Here is a 17,795-nt window from a genome sequence, read left to right as displayed (position 1 = left end):
CTCACACAAATTGGTCGCTATGGAGCTCCAAAACCTCACCTGGTTCCATAGATATTGCTTTTCTCGTGCCGCTGGTATCGAATTCGTGAACGGCCGCAATGAATTCAGTTACTTCCCGTAGTTCCGTCTCGTCCTGCAGGTTCAAATAATGTGATGCGATAGCCAGCTTTAAGCCAAGAAACTCCGAAGCCAAACCCGCTTCACGCGGAGACATTTCGCCCGTCAAAAGCTTGCCGGGGAACTGGGCTCTTCTTAGCAGCTCCTGACCGTTGGCACAACCCATGAGTCCGATGGTCGGTTGATACAGCTGGCGAATTAATTTCATGTCGCCAAAAATCGCCGTATCCCCGCAATGATAAATCCTCATTCCCGGCTCAGGTTCGATAATAAATCCCATTGGAACGCCCGATACATATTGTCCATTCTGCAGTTGCGTCTGGGACCAGTGATGGCTTTCTACGGGACGGACAATAACGCCCCCCACCTCGACGACAATCCCCCAAACGGTCGGTTGAATCTGCGTATGCGGTATTCCGTGCTCCAACAATACCGCCTTCACATCTCCCCCGCAGACCACGGGAGCGCCAGTCCGCTTGGCAATAGCGGGAGCATCTCCCAAATGATCGTACGCAGCGTGCGTAACGAGAATGACATCGGGTTTCTCCACATCCTCATGGGACATAGGCGCTGAGGGATTCCCGGTTAAGAAAGGGTCAATTAAAATACGGTGCGTAGGACTTACAATTTCATAACCTGCCATACCTAAAAAGCGAATGTGTGTGGTCATTGTCTCCATCCTCTCTCCATGCCGTGAATCAGAGCAACCATAGCCGTATTTAATGGGACGGGAACACCGGCCTTTTTCGCTGCTTTGACGACAGCGCCGTTAATGACTTCGATCTCTGTTTTTCTACGTGCTTCCGCATCCTGCAGCATCGAAGATTTGCCTTTGCCTGCATTGTTCAGTATCGTATGAATCCGGTCCACTCTTTCTTCCAAGGTAATATCGTAACCTTGAGCCCGGGCAACGGCAACAGACTCCGCCGTAATCGCATCGAGCAGCTCGAGAAGATCTCCTTCTTCTCCCTGAGCGCCTGCACATAGACCTGTCAGTGCCGAGGTCGGCAGCGTTACCGCATTGAGGATCAGCTTCTTCCAAATTTCCGTCTTGACCTGCGGGGTTACGGTGACATCCATATCGGATGCGCCCAGCCAGCCTCCGATTTCTTCCGCTTTTTGCAGACTCGCTCCGTCAATATAAGGCCCAACATAAGTAGCTCCAAAACCGGTATGAGCAACGTGCCCCAACCCGACTACCGTTGCGCTATGGTAGGTAACGCCAACTACAATTTGCTCCGAAGGAAACACTTCGGCTAATACATCCGCATTACCCCAACCATTTTGCAAGCTGACAACAGTCGTATCGGGTCCGACCAAAGGTTTCGCAAGTTCAGCTGCGGAAGCTGTATGCTGCGCCTTGACAAAGAAAAATACCGCCTCGGCTTGACCCAGACCTCCGGGTTCTGTCGCCGCCTCAATGCGATACGTTTCCGTTCCGATATTTTTCGTATCAACAACAAGTCCTTGACCTTGAATTTGTTCAACCAAACTGGCCGATACATCGACTAATACAACCTTTTTACCTGCGGCGGACAGCTTTGCCGCAAGCATGCCTCCCATGGCCCCAGCTCCAATAATCGCAATCATGTTATTTCCTCCTTTATGGTCTCTGTAAATCCGAAATATTGAGCCGCATGGATTAGTGTCGACTCCTGTCCTACATTACCTGGAACCACAACATAAGGCACAGTCCTTTGTTCATCTTCACCTGGACTAGCGACATGCAGTTCCCAAACAGACACTCCTGGCTCCAACTGGCCCAAGACTTGAGCATATGAGGCATGCAGCCCGTCCGAAGCTACCTGAGCCGATGTAATACCGCCTTTGGCAATAACGGCATCACATTGAGCTGCAACTCCGTTTACTACTGCAATAATTGCATTCATTACCTTGGCTCCATCTTCGAGCTCTTTGTGAGCGTCATCACGTATTCTCTCGGACATAAGAAGAACGATGTGATGCTGATTTAATTGTGATATCACGTTTTCAATAATGGCTGGCACCATGCTCTGTACTCCCAGTTCGAACAATGGCTTCGTTTCAATAACTACAGGTTTGATTTTGTACTCAATGATGAATACATTCAACTGCTTCGTCGCCGCTGCCGTATGCGAACCGCATACGACAAGAAGCTTCTGGGGTTTGCGCCCCATCGGCGTTGCCAATGATAGAGACTTCAGACCACATCGAACTTTGACAAAAGTAGAGGCGGAACGAACAACGATCGAATGATTGCGCTGTTCTGCACGGCGCAAGCCTTCTGCAATAATCTGCAAATCCTCATCATTCTCAGCATCCGGGATAATGACACTTCGCGGAGGAGCCAATAAAAGCGCCGCTTCCACACTTGCGGGTCCTTTACTTCTTATTTCTTCAATAGATAAAGGAATTCCTTCCCAATGCGCAGATACTTCTTTTACCCAATCCTGCAGGCGTTCACTACGATACCCGAACACAGGATCCTGAGCAAACTCCGTTGCAGCGACCGGACGCCGCACTTGCCCTTCTTCCAGGTAATGAACACCATGCATGGTCACACGCCCGCACTCGGGGAAAGCCGGTACAAACAAACCAACGCTATTTTCCTCGGCAAATACATCCATCTCTGCGAATACATGTCCTCTAAGCGTTGAATCCCCGCGAAGGTGAAAGCATACTTGTTGGTCTAGCAGTTCGGCTTCCGCTTCTACTTCTTGTTTAATCGTCTGGAGAAACTTAACCGCTTCGTACTCAGTCATTGCCCTTGTATTCGTCAATATGAAAATCACACTCGCCGTACTCTGAAGAAATTCACGGTACGCCTTTCGGTGCGGATGCAGAATAACCGCTACACCACTCACTGTTTGTGTGCCAGTCGGATCATCGTCAAGAATGATTGTTTTCGTACCCGCGCTCATAGAAGCCCACCTTTCCTGATTAAACTACACCTGTATAGGGGTCGTTCTCCGTCAGCTCGATTGCAAGACCATTGGGCTTCCGTCCGATAAAGCAGGCACGCCGGTTTCTCCCCCCCATGACAACCTTAGTGTTGTCTTCTCCATCCAATTTGTCCAAGGTGTACGGAATATTGTCCGTAGCAAGGCAAATATGATGAAGCCCCTCACCCTTCTCCTCTAAAAACTTGCGGACAGGCGTGTCTCCAATGGGCTGCACTAACTGGATCATGTTGTTGCCAAGTTTTAGATAAGCCAACCTAACCCCGGCAGATTCCAAATATTCATCATGAATTAGAGCGAGCCCAAGCTGTTCCGTATAATAACCTAATGATTGGTCGATATCCCATACGGCGATCGCAATGTGATCCATAGTTGTAAACAACAATTTCGCCTCCAAGTTTCATCTATAGGTTAATTGGTTAACCAATTTTGATTATAAAAAAAATTGATTCCTAGGTCAATATTATTTCGTATTGCGCTTCGTCATGGCATCAAGAAGTTTGCCGATATTATCCTTAGTGACTACAAGCAAACCTGTGTTAATATTAACCGGCACAGGGTTTGCTTCCCAGCCTGTCAAACCATTTACCGACAACCCGTTATGATTGAAATCATATAACGTTTTAATTGCGTAATACGTAAACAACTCTCGCTTCTGAATAATGATTGCATCTACTTTGCCTTCTTTGACCGTATTGAGAAACTCGGGCGTTTGTTCCATCGCTGTTACCTTTACCTTGCCCACTTTACCCGCTTCCTCTAACGCTCTGACAATTCCTGCGCCGCTCTCGGAATCAAAACCGGCAATTCCTAATAAATTCGGATAAGCGCTTAATAATGAGGCAGTCTTAGAAGCAGCCGTGGAAGAATCGCCTCCATCGTCTTCTTGGGCTACAATTTTCAGTTCCGTTCCTTTCAGCGTATCTGTGAAACCTGCTACAGCCCGTTTCATATTATCTGCGTTCACCATCGATAAGGTTGCAATTTCGCCTTTGCCTCCTGTTGCTTTTACCATCGCCTTGGCTTGCTGCACCCCGATATCATACCAATCGGTTCCAACGAAGGAGAAGCGTTTGGAATTAGGCAGATCCGCATCGTCGGTAATTGTAGGTACCCCTTGATCCATACAGCGGTTCACAGCTTCAGTCAGTGCGGGATCCCAACCTACAACAGTAACTCCTGCCGGTTTCTGGGCACATACTTGGTCTATGGTCGCTATGAAGGCACTTAAATCAATATTCGTGGGACCAGCCTTCTCCACTTTAATGTTCAACTCCTTGGCAGCTCGATCCAACCCGGGGTAATCGTTTGCCACAAATAAAGGAAGGGTTGAATTTTGTGAAATCCAATAGTAAGTTTCATTCTTAGCGGCCCCGGAAGACTTTGCTGTACTCGCAGAAGCTCCATCTGCAGAACCGGATTTATCTACATTTGAGTTGGATGCAGTTTGAGTATCGGAATCGCAGGCACTAAGTGTAAGGGCCGCTAATAAGGCCAAAAACAACAAACCGCTCATTTTTTTCATATTCAGCTTTTTTTTCATTTTCAATTGCCTCCCATAAATTTTATAAACGAAAGTATTATTAGTGGTTACGCCCTTGTTTTTTGTTTCCATCGGTCTAATGAAACCGCAAGCAGCAATACAATACCGATAACAATATTTTGCCAAAAGACGTTAAGCTTCAGAATAATCATGGCATTCTGGATTAAAGCTATGAACAACACCCCAAGGAATGCTCCGAGTACAGTACCCTCCCCTCCTTTCAAATTGGCTCCGCCCAATACAGCAGCCGTAATAATCTGCAGTTCGACTCCGATTCCGGCGCTCACAACAGCAGAGTTCAGTCGAGCAGCGCCCAATATTCCCGACATCGCAGCGAGAACACCCATGATCATGAAGCCGATCAGCATGACATTTTCCGATCGAATGCCGGAAAGCTTCGCCGCTCTTTCATTGCCGCCTACATAATAAAACTGGCGAAAAAACCGCGTTTTGCTTACCGCAAAGGAAAATACGATTACGATGATGATCATAAACCAGAACGGAGTTTGAAAACCAAGAAACATAGTCTGGCCGACCTTGGCAAAAGTCTTGTCGATCGGTGAAACCCCTGTCCCAGAGATCAGCTGGGTAATTCCGCGATACACACTCATGGTAGCAAGCGTTGTAATCAGGGCGTTAATCTTCTGCCTTGTCACGATCCAGCCGTTAATAAAACCTGCGGCTAAACCGACAAGCAGTCCGATAATAATGGCAACCGTCGGGGGTACGGATTGCTTGGCGATTAAATAGCCGGTCACAACGCCGCATAAGGCTAATGTGGAGCCAATCGATAAGTCGAACACACCTCCGACCATCAAAATAGTCATGCCAACAACCATAATTCCAGATTGGGAGGCGTTCAGCAATACGGCGGACAAGTTAGCCGATGACAGGAAATTCGGCGTTTGCATAGCCATGGATATGGAAAGAATGACGATAAGTACTAATAAAACCAATGGTCTGGAACGAAGCACATACAAGAGCATTTCCTTCGGCCCTACTTGTGCGCTGACCTGGTCCTGCATATTTTTAACTAAACTCATGAAGTTCGTTTCTCCTTTCGTATGGAGCCAGGCGAGGCTAGCTTTAAAATGGACAATTCGGTAGCTTCGGATGCGTCAAGCTCCCCTACGGTTCTACCCTCGGACATCACTACAATGCGATGCGCCAAACTTAACACCTCGGGTAAATCTGAAGATACCACCAATAAGGCGATTCCGCTGGCAGCCAGTTCTCTGAGTACGGCGTATATATCGGACCTGGCCCCCACATCCACTCCCTTGGTAGGTTCATCGATAATAAGAAGTTTCGGTTTACGGGCAAGCCATTTCGACAACAGCACTTTTTGCTGATTGCCACCGCTTAAGTTAACTGTTTTTTGTGAGACCGACGGCGTGGCAATTCGAAGTTTATCGACAAACAGCTTGGAAAGCGCTTTGCTTTTAGATGAAGATACGATGGCTCCGCTGCTAACCAAAGATAAGTTGGAGGAAACGATATTTTCCATAATGCTCATTTCCAGAAAGAGACCACCTTCCTTGCGGTCCTCGGGAACCATGCCCATACCGTATTTCATCGCATCGGAAGGACTCTTCATTCGAAGCGCCGTTCCATTCATAACGATTTCCCCACGTGTATACTCCCTTACGCCAAACAATGCTTCACACAATTCCGTTCGTCCTGCACCGACCAAACCTGCTAAGCAAACGATCTCCCCGGCTCTTACTTGAAGCGATGCATTCTGAACAGCGGGGGCCGACCTGAGCTCACTTACTTCAAGGACCACCTCCGCGTTTTCCTGCACCCGTCTCAGATCCTGCTCCATCGTCAGCTCTCTTCCGACCATCATCTTAATTAATTGATCTTCGGTGACACTGTTGGTGTTAAAGGTGCCTGTCACTTCTCCATCCTTCATCACTGTAACGCGATCGGAAATCGTGAATACTTCAGCCAGCCTATGTGAGATGTATACGATAGATACGCCTTGACGAGTCAGCTGCCGAATGACCTCAAATAAATCTTCAGTTTCGGCGATGGTCAGCGCGGCAGAAGGCTCGTCTAGAATCAGCAGCTTCAGATCATGCGAAAGCGCCTTCGCTATCTCTACCATTTGCTGCTGCGCAGGAGACAAGGTCGATACAAGGCGTGTCGGATCTACTTCCAGCTTTAATGCACTGAGCAGCTCTGCCCCCCTCTGATTCATCTTCTTCTTATCAATCAAGCCGAACCGATTTAAAGGCTGACGTGCAGCGAAGATGTTCTCGGCGATAGATAAACCGGGAACCAAACTTCTCTCTTGATGCACCATACCGATGCCTAATACATTTGCCTTGTGCTCATCGAAATGCGTAATCGGTACACCATCCAGACTAAGCTCGCCGTCATCAGGATGCTCCACACCTGCAATAATACGCATCAACGTTGATTTGCCCGCACCGTTCTCTCCACATAATGCATGAACCTCTCCCGGCTGCAGCTCGAATGATACCTGGTTCAAAGCAATCACCCCAGGGAATGATTTGCATAATGATAGCGCTCTCAATCTTGGCCGCTTAGAGGAGTTTGTTGTATCCCCTTGTGCCAGAAGCATAAGCATCCCTTCTTTCTGATCTGATTTCTAGTTTATATTGGTTAATTGGTCTACCAATTGATATATTATTCCTTAAATTAGATTTCGTCAATGCCTAATTTAGCAAAAAAATAACCCCCGGAGTATCGTTCTTTAACGATCATTCCGGAGGCCTGCTATTAATTTAACGATTCATTGCCCGCGGCAGCTAAATTCAGCTTCAACCGGCTGGAAGCGGAATTCATATGAGATGCCATAGCTTCAACAGCTGCCTGGGCATCCCCTTTTTCCACGGCTAAGTAAATGGGAAGATGTTCATCGTAGGAGAATTGCGCGTTGCCTGCGGCTTCGATAACGCTTCGGATCCAAGCTCGCAATAACGCCTGAATGCTTGATAAAATATCGCGCAGCACAGTATTGTTAGCCATTTCCGCGAGCTTCAGATGAAAAGCTACGTCAGCTTCAACGAACTCCTTGCTATTCCCGGTGCTGTTTCTCATCCGTTCAAGGATTTGCTTTAGCTCCAACACCTCATTTTCCTGACGGCGTTCCGCAGCCATTCCGGCAAGCATCAATTCGATCTTCTCCCTGGCCTCAATCAGATGCAACGTCTGCTTCTCACCCAGCAGCAGCCCCCATTCGATCACCTGAGGTAGCAAATCCGAGTCAGCCCTTTTGAGATAGGTGCCATCTCCTTGACGTACTTCCAGCAAGCCTAGCACGGTGAGCGCCTTTAACGCCTCACGCAAAGACGATCGGCCTACGCCAAGCGCTTCGGATAGCGAACGTTCTGTTGGAATTTTGTCCCCGGGCTTCACCTGACCAGATAATAAATAATCAAGCAAATTTTTTGTAATCTCCGTTACAATCGTTTTTCTTTCAATTGGATTAAATTTAAAGGGAATGGTCTCGTCTGTAGCCATAAAGATTCCTCTCTATTTGGTAAATTGGTTCACCAATTAATTGTAAGCTAGACAATGCACACAGTCAATGCAAACAAAAAACACAAATAGGAGTTACGATGTGTAACTCCTAACGGGTGCAACAATGCTCTACAAGTTCCCTCAAGTCTCGTCTTGAGCTTCTTCGTGTTCTTTCTCCATCTGCTCGAACCAATCGCGAACCCGCGCGGCGGCATCATCGCCAAAGAAACGCTTTAGACTGTCGTCCGACATGGTCGCCATGGGAGACGAATACTCGTACATCTTTTGCTCATAGGCGCGAAGGAACTCCTCGAAATCGCCATGTCGAACAAGCGACAACGCAAGTTCCAAAGCGTCCAGCATCGCGAGATTTACGCCTTCCCCCATGAAAGGAGACATCAGATGGGCCGCGTCGCCAAGGAGCTTACACCCTACAGACCCCATGGTAGGCTAATTCATGATAATATTTTTGCATATCACAGCTTAGCCGCCACTTGATGTCCGAAATCAAGGCATATGCATGCTTGGCTTGATCTTCATCATGTTGTCGAAGCAGCGCAACTTCCTGTTCACACCTTCTCATACAATCCAGCAGCATTTCATGCCGGTTTTCCAGCTTTGTCAGCATGAGCAGCCGATACCTAAAGAACATCTCGGTATGCACTTTAAACACTTTCACGACCTGTATTTGATAGTCCAGACATGTCCTTAAAGCAGCATAGTCCTCTTCGAAGAGCTCCTGCTTGCATTGCTCCAGAATGTCGCTCATTTTCAGAACATGATGAATGGCCTGTTCCTTTTCATCCAAGATGAGCGATAGGTGTTCCTCGCTAGGCTCTAAAATCCATTTTCTTTCCATACCCGCTGTATTGTAGGGATGATCTGCATATTCCAACTGCCATTCGTATCGTTCGATCGACCCGATAAATGAAGAATGGAAATTATTCACGATGGATTCATTCGTATACTGCGCTTGTTCGGCTACCTTTTCCGACAATTGGAAAAATTCCAGCATGGCATCGGGAAATCCCCTTCGCTTGCACAAACGCCATACATCGGCCAACGGGATATTCATATCCCAGCAGGTTTTGAAATAAACATCGTATTTAATCGACTGCACGCCCCTCAGAACGGCATAATCTCCGACAAACTTGCTGTTAGGACCCAGGGTATACCCCCGTATCCTGCACATGAAACCACTGATTCCTTTGTCGTAGTAATATCTCATTCGATCCGGTATGAATTGAAGCGCACAAGTGATCCACCCGGCCCAATCGCCCCGATATTCACCCCCGAGATCAAACTCGACCCACTCCCTGCCTGGAGAAAGCCGGCCTGGAAGCGTCGCTGGAGAATGAAACCGGTAGAAATCCTCTACCTGCATTTTACTTCGTGAATCACAACGTTCAGGTAGTCTGCCGAGAATATCTTCATATATCTTTTCACATTCCGGATGATGGGTGAAGCTGGAACAGATGATTCTCGCATCGCTTCTTCCCGCTTCATCCATCGCCTCAAGCGCCTGATCGTACATCTCCAGGAAAAGTTCGCCAATCGACCTTGTGTCCGTGTCCGGACGATAACATTGCCATATTTCCATCGCTTCTCCCGTCCATAACTCAATACCGGAAAGGGAAGGGAAGTCTTCCATGACCTCTCTGATTTTGGATTTATAAAAAAGCCACGTATCTTCACTGTCTAAACGCAGCACATATAAACCCGTATTCGGGTTTCGATAAAACATATCGGGATGTACCTTGAGAAGGTCTTTGGGGATATTAAACTCGGTGCAGGACAAGTAAAAGTCCATCCCCCAATTTTTCGCCTCATTGATGATTGTACGAAGACACTCCTTGGCAAGTTTGATCTTGCCTTCCAAATCCGCTTTTTTCAATTTGGGGAAATATCTAAAATCAAGGAATGGATACCAGCTCATACTAATCCAACTATCGATCCACATCAGATGATTCACTCTTTTTCTTGCTAGAAGTTTAATCAGTTTGAGGTTCTCTTGCAGATTCTCCATTGTTGTCATAGAAGGGCCCCAATGTCTCTCTACGCCTCTTCTTTTGATATCCGGTGTAGATGTCATATTTAATTGGGGTAATCGCACTTCATGATCCAGGACATACGACTGATCAAGAATCTCGCATATGCCATATAAGATGGCCTGTTCACTAGCGCCAGATAGATCGATTTGAAAATATCCATCTTTCATAACCGTTTGGATAACAAACGTCTGCTCATTCCGACCTTCTATCGCTTCAGGCTCAAAAATTCGTATTCGGTTACCTTGGCCTGGCTCCGCGTTGAACTGGATATTTTCAATCTGATACGTTTCCCTCCATTCTTCTACTAACAATTGGGCAGCATTATTCGTAATGATGCCGCTGGTATAGCAAATTTCAATACTCACCTGACATTTACCCTCTCGGGTTACGTATAAATCCATATTTCGGTTCTCCCAACTTTCCCAATTAATGGCTAGGCAGCAGGTTTATTTTACCTGTTGGTTCAATAACGGGCAGCCTGACGGTAACTTTTGTTCCTATACCCGCTTCGCTGACCACATCCAGACCATACGGCGATCCGAATTGCAGCTTTAATCGCTTATTAATATTTGCAAGCCCGATGCTTTGTTTATCCGTGCCAAACAGCTCCATATTCTCGTCATCCCGAATCCCTTTGTGTAATTCGGATAATTGCTTGTCGGTCATGCCCACTCCATTATCTTCGATATCGATCTGCAAGTAGCCATGCTCAGATTCAAAACCGTGAATGGACAGGTGTCCTTTCCCATTTTTCATCTCCAGACCATGGTATATCGCATTTTCCACAATCGGTTGGAGAATCATTTTCAACGTTTTCATCTCCAGAAAAGACTCTTCCATCTGAATCTCGATCTCAAATTTCCCCTTGTAGCGGATGTCCATAATTAACAAGTAATCTTTAATACAGCTCATTTCATCCTTAATACTCACCATGTCTTTGCCTTTGATGCTATATCTGAATATTCTCGACATAGCGGACGATATACTGACGACCTCGCTTATATCATAGGCTAGTCCAATGCTGCTCAAGCAGTTCAACGTATTATAAAGAAAATGCGGATTAATTTGGCTTTGCAGCGCCGATAATTTCGCTTGCTTCTTCGATAATTCCGCTTCATAGAGGGAAGATTGATTTTCAACGATATTGCGAGTCATTTCTTCTACGTTGTCCAGCATTTGATTGATATGAGTAGCAATAATACCCACTTCATTGGTGGATGGAATTTTCAACCGATAATTTAAATTGCGTTCCCCCACCCTGGACAAGAACCTTACGATGAGCATGATCGGCCGGGTTGTATTGTACATAAATAGACTGCCTATAGCCGTCAACAAAATAATCATGATGACGCCCAACCAGATGCCCAAGGAGACAATAGGTTTCATATCGCTTGTAAGCTCCGAAATAGGAAGCACACTGATGACTTTCCAACCCGTGCTTTCGATTTTCTTATATTGAACGAGTGACTTCTTACCTTCATACACAATTTCATCTTTGGCCGATCTGCTTACGCCTTCTTGCCAAAATACATTCTCATAGATGTCGCCTGCTTTAAGCCCTTTATTGCTGACAATCACCCGATTGTTGGAATCAAGGATCAGAAAAAGCGAATTTTTCGTTAATTCCGTTCTGTTTACCAATTTTTCTAATTCCCTCGTATCTAGAAGAAAAATGCAGCTTCCGATTTTGGAATTGTCGATCGAAGACAGGATAGGTGAAATATAAGAATAATAATAGAACGTATCGCTGCTGTCTCTGACAATCGAGGAAAATACAGACTTTTTAAATTCATCGCTTCGGAAATTATATATTTTCCCCAACGTTTTCAAAATATCATTGTTATAATGAACCGAGTCGGAAATTTGCCTATCTTTATTATTTAAGAGAACGATGCTATAAATATTTTGATTGGATGACCTGGTCAGCGTAAAAATATCAAAAACATAGTCATTTAATTCCGTATTCCGAATGATATTATCCGAGACCATCAGTTCTTGCACGTATTTATTATAACTAATCGTAATGGAATCCCGCTCTACACTCCTTGCGATCGTATCCACATTTAGCGCTACCTGCTCCATGAAATTCTCTGCAAACTTCGCCGCTCTGTCCCGAGTAAGCGAATTAAAGAACACATTAAACATGCTTTGTATTAAAATCATCATAATCAGGGCGATGAGTATAAGAAGTGATATTTGGTGCTTCAGCTTCAGATTGCTAATTAAGCGCATTCATATCTCCACTTGTTTTACGATATTTGGAAGGTGTACACCCTAAATTCCGTTTAAATACTTTATTAAAATAGAAATAATCACTATAACCTACACTCTTGCATACATCTGCAATAGACAAGTTACTATTCTGAAGCAGTTCAGCAGCCTTTTTCATCCGCAAATCCGTCATATATTGTGAAAACGTCATACCCGTAACCTTTTTAAACAATTCACAACAATAACTTACATTAATAAAAAATTTCGAGGATAAATCCTTTAAAAACAGTTCCTCATCAAAATGTTTGTTAGTATATTGCAGCAGTTCTTTAAATTTATTATTAGCATCTCCAAGCTGATCCCGGTCAAGATAGGAAAGCTGTTCAAATATATATTCGCCCATCGCTTCCAAATTTATAAATTTTTCTTTCATTTCGCTATATTCTAGAAACTCAAAATCCAATAATCGACTGTTGTTATCACCGTCTTTGGACATTTGCATAACCATTTCATTCCACAAAAACACCGCATCTTCAATGCCCAAATGGTTTGTACTAAAAAAAGCGGTTATCACCGTTGTCATATCTTTCATGGTCTTGTATTGAACTCGTTCAAGTGCTATTATAATTTGTTCAGCAAATTGTTTGACAAGATTTTTTTTACCCTTGCTGTATTGTGAAATTCGTTTTGAACGATCTACAAAACAATCATTGCTCGCGATATCCGAAGTTTTTAAAAGCATGGAAACATGGTCAGACCCGTCACTGGATAAACTAATCCCCGCCCTGTCCACGACATCTTCTTTGGAAATAAGACTACGATAGATCAACTCGCTTTGATCTTCATCACTATTAATAATATACACACATTTTTTGGGGCCTAATTTCAAGGTTGTGAGCTGCGCTTTACTTGTTAATTCTAATATAGCCACATCATCATATTCAGCGTTTTTAAAATATACCGTTACAACCTGATATCTTTTGTAAGGTTTATCGCGAAACCGAGTGTTCAAAAGCAGCTGGCTATCTTCGTATTCTTCCAGCAGGGAAATGTAAAAACTCAAATCATTGGTGCTGCGTTTGTTCTCCAGCTTTCGATAAAGCTTATCCAGCATCTCCTCCGCTTTTTCCATATCCAAAGGCTTTAGTTGATAGTCCATCGCACCTTCTTGCAGCGCATGCTGCACATAGGAGAATTCTGCAAATCCGCTAATCACAACAAAATCAACGTCCACCCCTTGGCCCCTCGTCCTTTTCATCAACTCGATCCCCGTCATGTCAGGCATTCGAATGTCCGTAAAGACAACATCAGGGGATTGTTCACATATGACCTCTAGAGCTGTGGCCGGCTCTGTTGTTTCGCAAATAATTTTAAATCGGTTCCCGTTGCGCTCTATTAATTTTCGGATGCCGATTAAAGCCCAAGGTTCATCATCAACGATGACTACACGATACATAGAGGATCCACCACATTTCTGCCGATAGTATCTGGAAAGGGAACTCTTTATCCTCGGACAAAGAGTTCCCTTTTTCATAACTACTTACAATATAACATAACCGCTTTTATTTAATTTTAGAATTTTTCTTTGCGGCAGGCAACAATTCAGGCGTAAGTTTTAATTTTTCGAAATCTTCCGGCGATAACATCTTATCTTTATTTTTTTGATAATAATCATTGTAGAAGGTATCTACATCTTCGCCGCCAGCTTTTTTCCAAGCCTCTTTTGCATCTGCAACAGCTTTCTCTGCCGTCACGTTGGGTTGTGCAAGAGCTTTTAAGAGAATATCGTCTACGGCTTTTCCTCCGTTTGTTTTCTTCAAAAGCAAATCAGAGGCAAGTGCCGGCAAGGTTTGCTGCCATTTTCTTGGATCAATGGCGCCAGGTTTATTGGCAACTTGCGCCATCTTAAAGTACAAATCTCCAAACTCTTGTAAAGTAGGATCACTTGATTTTAAATACGAGTTATAATATTCATTGGCTAGCGGACTATAAGTTGCCGTGCCTCCGTCTAATTGATAATTTCTGATGATACTATAGTCTGTTGCATAATCGTATTCAATTTTATTTTTCTCCGGATCCACTACAACTACAGTACCTTCCGCATCCCGCTTTTTATAAACGCCATCCGGACCGTTCACCAAATAGTCGGAAACTTTAGGGTCGTTTAACCAGTTAATGTATCTAGCTGCGGCATCCGGATCTTTGGTGCTTGCATTAATGAAACCTACGGCAGATGGTCCGCCATTGATATATCCTTCAAAAGTGCCATATTTTGTCGCCGGTAAATCAAATGTATCCAGTTTGGCATTTGGATTACTCTTTTTGAAATTCGCAAAAGTAGGTGAATTCAGCTGACTAAACTTCCCTGTAAGGAAAATGCCAATCTTGCCATTCGTGAAATCAGATAGTGCTTTATCCCCTTTATCAAGTAAGAAGTCCGGGTCCACAACCTTCGCATCCGCAATTTGTTTCGTAAACTTTAACCAATCTTGGATTCGATCCCAGACAAATGTCAGCTTGCCATCCTGGATCGCATATTTCTCCGGATTGCCGAAACCAAACATATGAGAAAGCACTCTCTGCGAATCCTGGTTTAAAGTAATTCCATAGGTATCGTTTTTTCCATTTCCATCAGGATCCTTCTCTGTGAACGCCTTGGCAACAGCAAGCAAATCTTCCGGTGTCTTGGGCATAGGCAGATTCAGCTTTTCCAACCAATCGGCTCGGATGACCGCCGCATGATTGGGTGACACAGGCGATACTGTGCCGATGGTGTAACGTTTACCGTTTACGGTCGTGAGCTTTTGAAGTGCCGGGTATTTATCCAAAACCTTTTTGTAATTGGGCATTTTGGCTAACAAATCATCTGTGATTTCTAAAGCTTGTCCTTTCGCTATAAATGGAATGGGATCTTCATAATTGGCTACGACATCCGGGCCCTCTCCGGCTGCAAACAGCATGTTCATCTTCTGTACGGCTTCTGTCCTAGGTACTACGATAAATTTCACTTCTTCAAACGGCGCATTTTCTTGAATCCATTTGGTCCAGCGATTATTATCATAAGTGCCTTCTGATGCTGGAATGAGTCCACGATCATAAACCATAACGGAAATTTTACCTTTTTTCACTTGACCATTAGAGGCTGCGCTTGCCGCGCCATCCTTTTTGGGCTCATCTTTAGCCGGGCTAGGTGAGCCGCATGCTGCAAGCCCAACAGAAACGGCCATCGTGAGCGATAATGCAACTAGAGCTCGAGATTTTTTCTTCTTCATAATACTTTAGTGCCTCCCTTTTTTTTGAAAAAATAGTATACATTGAAACCGCTTTCGATATATGTGAAGAATACGAAATGGTTTTCGTACTCTTTACATTACGTCTTATCTAACCCTTAACTGACCCTAACATAACACCTTTTACAAAATATTTTTGCAGAAACGGGTATACAGCTAACATGGGCAATATCAATACAACAACACCTGCGGATTTAACGGATTCCGAAATGACCTCGCCTGAACCCGATATCGCATTCAGATCCGCATTAGTACCAAGTTTGATTTGCTCCAGTTGGAAAACCATCTGTTGAATGAGAACGGGTAATGTATAACCCTTGGAATCATTAATATACATCAGCACTTTCAGGAACATGTTCCAGTACGTTACCCCGTAGAAGAGGCACAAAGTCGCAAGCACAGCTTTGGAAAGCGGAAGATACATCTGAAGTAAAATCCGCCATTCGGAACAACCGTCGATTCGAGCCGCTTCTTCCAGCTCTTCGGATATATTTTCAAAAAATGACTTCATGATCAACATATTATAAGGGCTAATCAAGGTTGTTAACCAAATGGACCAATAAGAGTTCATCAATCCAAGCGATTTCACCAGCAGATAAGTTGGAATCAAACCGCCGCTGAACAGCATGGTAAAAACGATAAAGAAGGTCACTTTCTTTCTAGCAAACAATTTCTTCTTAGATAAAGGATACGCACAGAGTATCGTAAAAATCATGCTAAGTGCAGTCCCCAGCACGGTTACAACAACACTATTCCAAAAATATTTAAATAAATCCGTAGATACAATCAGCACTTTATAAGCAGCCGGTGTGAAATCAACCGGCCATAGATAGACTTTACCCGCATCAATCGCCGAGCCGCTGCTGAATGAAGTAGCAATGATATAGAAGAGCGGCAGCAGGCACGTCAGCGATATAATAAAAATCAAGATGTTGTTCACGTTATAAAACACTTTTTCTCCGGTCGAAATTTTCAATTGCCTGACCTCTCCCTCATGTGTCTAGTTTGCCGGTTGATTAGAATAATGCATTTCCTGACATCTTGGCTAATCGATTAGCCAGCAGCACAAGCACCAAACTGATGACAGAATCGAATAATCCCATTGCCGTAGTTAAACTGAAATCCCCTGAACGAATGCCCACATCATAAATAAATGTGGCCACGACCTCCGAAATGTCCCTGACCATTGGATTTTTGAGCACATAAATGCGATCAAATCCGACTTCCATAATTTTACCGGTAGCTAATATTAACGTTAAAATGATCGTTGGGTACAGACATGGAAGCGTCACCTTCGTAATCTGCTTCCACTTATTAGCGCCATCTACAACCGCCGCCTCGTAATAGGTAGGATCTATGCTCGATAGTGCAGCTAAGTAAATAATGGCGTTAAATCCGGTATCCTTCCATATCCCGCTTCCTAGAAATATGGACATCCATGCCGTATGATTAAACATAAACTGGAAGGGTTCCCCGCCAAAAGCTTCAATCATAAAATTGATCGGACCCCGATTAACGGAGAAAATATTAATAATGATGCCCCCTACGATGATCCAAGAGAAAAAGTGAGGCAAATAAAGCACTGTTTGCGATGCTTTTTTGAACCATTTGATTCTCAATTCATTCAGAAGAATGGCTAAAATAATCGGGAATGGAAATGATACAACAACGGTAAGCAAACTGATCACAAATGTATTTCTAATGACTTCTAGAGTCTGCGGCTGTGCAAATATCATTTTAAAATTCCGAAGCCCTACCCACTCGCTTCCCATAATGCCATCAATAAATCTGTAATCTTTAAAAGCAATCACCGTACCCAGCATCGGCACATAACAAAAAATAATAAAGAACAAGAGCGGTAATAGCAGCATGGCATACAACGGGATGTTTTCTTTCACTCTGATTCTTCTGTGTATTCTCTCACTATTTGTCAATTGGTATTCCTCCTACAACGTTAGCTCAGACTCGGGTCCTCGATTGAATGTGTTATCTCGAATCTAGTGTCACTTGATATTTTTATTGTAAGGTATAAATTCATGAAGAAAAATGTAATAATATCGTCTCTTTTATGGAATATGTTCGTTAATGGCAGGTCTGGATACCAGTTTTCATGCATGTAAGAAAAACCGTCAGGGGAAAATCACCCTGACGG

General features: G+C 44.2%; 15 protein-coding genes. All 15 read right to left on the bottom strand.

Annotation, left to right across the window (positions count from 1 at the left end; translation table 11 throughout):
* Position 1 precedes the first annotated feature (1 nt).
* The 15 genes from EYB31_RS33905 to EYB31_RS33835 all read right to left on the bottom strand — a co-directional run bounded on the left by EYB31_RS33905 (position 2) and on the right by EYB31_RS33835 (position 17,577).
* Positions 2-787, bottom strand: coding sequence for an MBL fold metallo-hydrolase (locus tag EYB31_RS33905; protein ID WP_276322122.1), 786 nt, complete (start codon positions 785-787; stop codon positions 2-4).
* Positions 784-1,707, bottom strand: a complete 924-nt coding sequence (locus tag EYB31_RS33900; RefSeq protein WP_131018018.1) for a ketopantoate reductase family protein — start codon at positions 1,705-1,707, stop codon at positions 784-786. The genes EYB31_RS33905 and EYB31_RS33900 overlap by 4 nt, the downstream gene beginning before the upstream one ends.
* Complete coding sequence (locus EYB31_RS33895; protein WP_131018017.1) at positions 1,704-3,017, bottom strand: four-carbon acid sugar kinase family protein; 1,314 nt, start codon at positions 3,015-3,017, stop codon at positions 1,704-1,706. The genes EYB31_RS33900 and EYB31_RS33895 overlap by 4 nt, the downstream gene beginning before the upstream one ends.
* Before the next feature lie 19 nt (positions 3,018-3,036).
* Entirely contained in the window at positions 3,037-3,438 is a 402-nt protein-coding gene (locus tag EYB31_RS33890) for a VOC family protein (RefSeq protein WP_131018016.1), read from the bottom strand.
* An 81-nt stretch (positions 3,439-3,519) separates the two neighbouring features.
* Entirely contained in the window at positions 3,520-4,599 is a 1,080-nt protein-coding gene (locus EYB31_RS33885; RefSeq protein ID WP_165452758.1) for a substrate-binding domain-containing protein, read from the bottom strand.
* 47 nt (positions 4,600-4,646) lie between these two features.
* Positions 4,647-5,642 (bottom strand): ABC transporter permease, encoded by a 996-nt coding sequence (locus tag EYB31_RS33880; RefSeq protein ID WP_131018014.1) that lies wholly within the window; start codon positions 5,640-5,642, stop codon positions 4,647-4,649.
* Positions 5,639-7,096, bottom strand: coding sequence for a sugar ABC transporter ATP-binding protein (locus EYB31_RS33875; protein ID WP_206105518.1), 1,458 nt, complete (start codon positions 7,094-7,096; stop codon positions 5,639-5,641). The genes EYB31_RS33880 and EYB31_RS33875 overlap by 4 nt, the downstream gene beginning before the upstream one ends.
* A 251-nt stretch (positions 7,097-7,347) precedes the next feature.
* Positions 7,348-8,091, bottom strand: a complete 744-nt coding sequence (locus tag EYB31_RS33870) for a FadR/GntR family transcriptional regulator (protein ID WP_131018012.1) — start codon at positions 8,089-8,091, stop codon at positions 7,348-7,350.
* Positions 8,092-8,232: 141 nt separating this feature from the next.
* Complete coding sequence (locus EYB31_RS33865) at positions 8,233-8,535, bottom strand: FAD-dependent oxidoreductase (RefSeq protein WP_131018011.1); 303 nt, start codon at positions 8,533-8,535, stop codon at positions 8,233-8,235.
* Positions 8,516-10,543: a hypothetical protein gene (locus EYB31_RS33860; protein ID WP_131018010.1), complete on the bottom strand. Its 2,028-nt coding sequence runs from the start codon at positions 10,541-10,543 to the stop codon at positions 8,516-8,518. Before EYB31_RS33860 ends, EYB31_RS33865 begins: the two co-directional genes overlap by 20 nt.
* Positions 10,544-10,568: 25 nt before the next feature.
* Positions 10,569-12,308 carry a sensor histidine kinase gene (locus EYB31_RS33855; protein WP_165452757.1) on the bottom strand — a complete coding sequence of 580 codons (1,740 nt, stop codon included), beginning with the start codon at positions 12,306-12,308 and terminating at the stop codon, positions 10,569-10,571.
* A 52-nt stretch (positions 12,309-12,360) separates the two neighbouring features.
* Positions 12,361-13,809: a response regulator transcription factor gene (locus tag EYB31_RS33850; RefSeq protein WP_165452756.1), complete on the bottom strand. Its 1,449-nt coding sequence runs from the start codon at positions 13,807-13,809 to the stop codon at positions 12,361-12,363.
* 106 nt (positions 13,810-13,915) lie between these two features.
* Positions 13,916-15,625, bottom strand: a complete 1,710-nt coding sequence (locus tag EYB31_RS33845; RefSeq protein WP_131018007.1) for a type 2 periplasmic-binding domain-containing protein — start codon at positions 15,623-15,625, stop codon at positions 13,916-13,918.
* A gap of 109 nt (positions 15,626-15,734) precedes the next feature.
* Positions 15,735-16,619 (bottom strand): carbohydrate ABC transporter permease, encoded by an 885-nt coding sequence (locus EYB31_RS33840; RefSeq protein ID WP_131018006.1) that lies wholly within the window; start codon positions 16,617-16,619, stop codon positions 15,735-15,737.
* Between the two features lie 40 nt (positions 16,620-16,659).
* Positions 16,660-17,577 (bottom strand): ABC transporter permease, encoded by a 918-nt coding sequence (locus EYB31_RS33835; RefSeq protein ID WP_240763148.1) that lies wholly within the window; start codon positions 17,575-17,577, stop codon positions 16,660-16,662.
* Positions 17,578-17,795: the final 218 nt, after the last annotated feature.

This window comes from Paenibacillus thalictri (assembly GCF_004307995.1).
In the GTDB taxonomy this organism is placed as follows: Bacteria; Bacillota; Bacilli; order Paenibacillales; family NBRC-103111; genus Paenibacillus_AF; species Paenibacillus_AF thalictri.
Note: the sequence above shows the minus strand (reverse complement) of the source record. Positions and strands in the feature narration are given on the sequence as shown.

Excerpts from the sequence above, each read along its gene's own strand:
- EYB31_RS33905 (WP_276322122.1), bottom strand. The coding sequence starts at position 787 with ATGACCACACACATTCGCTTTTTAGGTATGGCAGGTTATGAAATTGTA.
- EYB31_RS33900 (WP_131018018.1), bottom strand. The coding sequence starts at position 1,707 with ATGATTGCGATTATTGGAGCTGGGGCCATGGGAGGCATGCTTGCGGCA.
- EYB31_RS33895 (WP_131018017.1), bottom strand. The coding sequence starts at position 3,017 with ATGAGCGCGGGTACGAAAACAATCATTCTTGACGATGATCCGACTGGC.
- EYB31_RS33885 (WP_165452758.1), bottom strand. The coding sequence starts at position 4,599 with ATGAAAAAAAAGCTGAATATGAAAAAAATGAGCGGTTTGTTGTTTTTG.
- EYB31_RS33880 (WP_131018014.1), bottom strand. The coding sequence starts at position 5,642 with ATGAGTTTAGTTAAAAATATGCAGGACCAGGTCAGCGCACAAGTAGGG.
- EYB31_RS33870 (WP_131018012.1), bottom strand. The coding sequence starts at position 8,091 with ATGGCTACAGACGAGACCATTCCCTTTAAATTTAATCCAATTGAAAGA.
- EYB31_RS33865 (WP_131018011.1), bottom strand. The coding sequence starts at position 8,535 with ATGGGGTCTGTAGGGTGTAAGCTCCTTGGCGACGCGGCCCATCTGATG.
- EYB31_RS33860 (WP_131018010.1), bottom strand. The coding sequence starts at position 10,543 with ATGGATTTATACGTAACCCGAGAGGGTAAATGTCAGGTGAGTATTGAA.
- EYB31_RS33855 (WP_165452757.1), bottom strand. The coding sequence starts at position 12,308 with ATGATGATTTTAATACAAAGCATGTTTAATGTGTTCTTTAATTCGCTT.
- EYB31_RS33850 (WP_165452756.1), bottom strand. The coding sequence starts at position 13,809 with ATGTATCGTGTAGTCATCGTTGATGATGAACCTTGGGCTTTAATCGGC.
- EYB31_RS33845 (WP_131018007.1), bottom strand. The coding sequence starts at position 15,625 with ATGAAGAAGAAAAAATCTCGAGCTCTAGTTGCATTATCGCTCACGATG.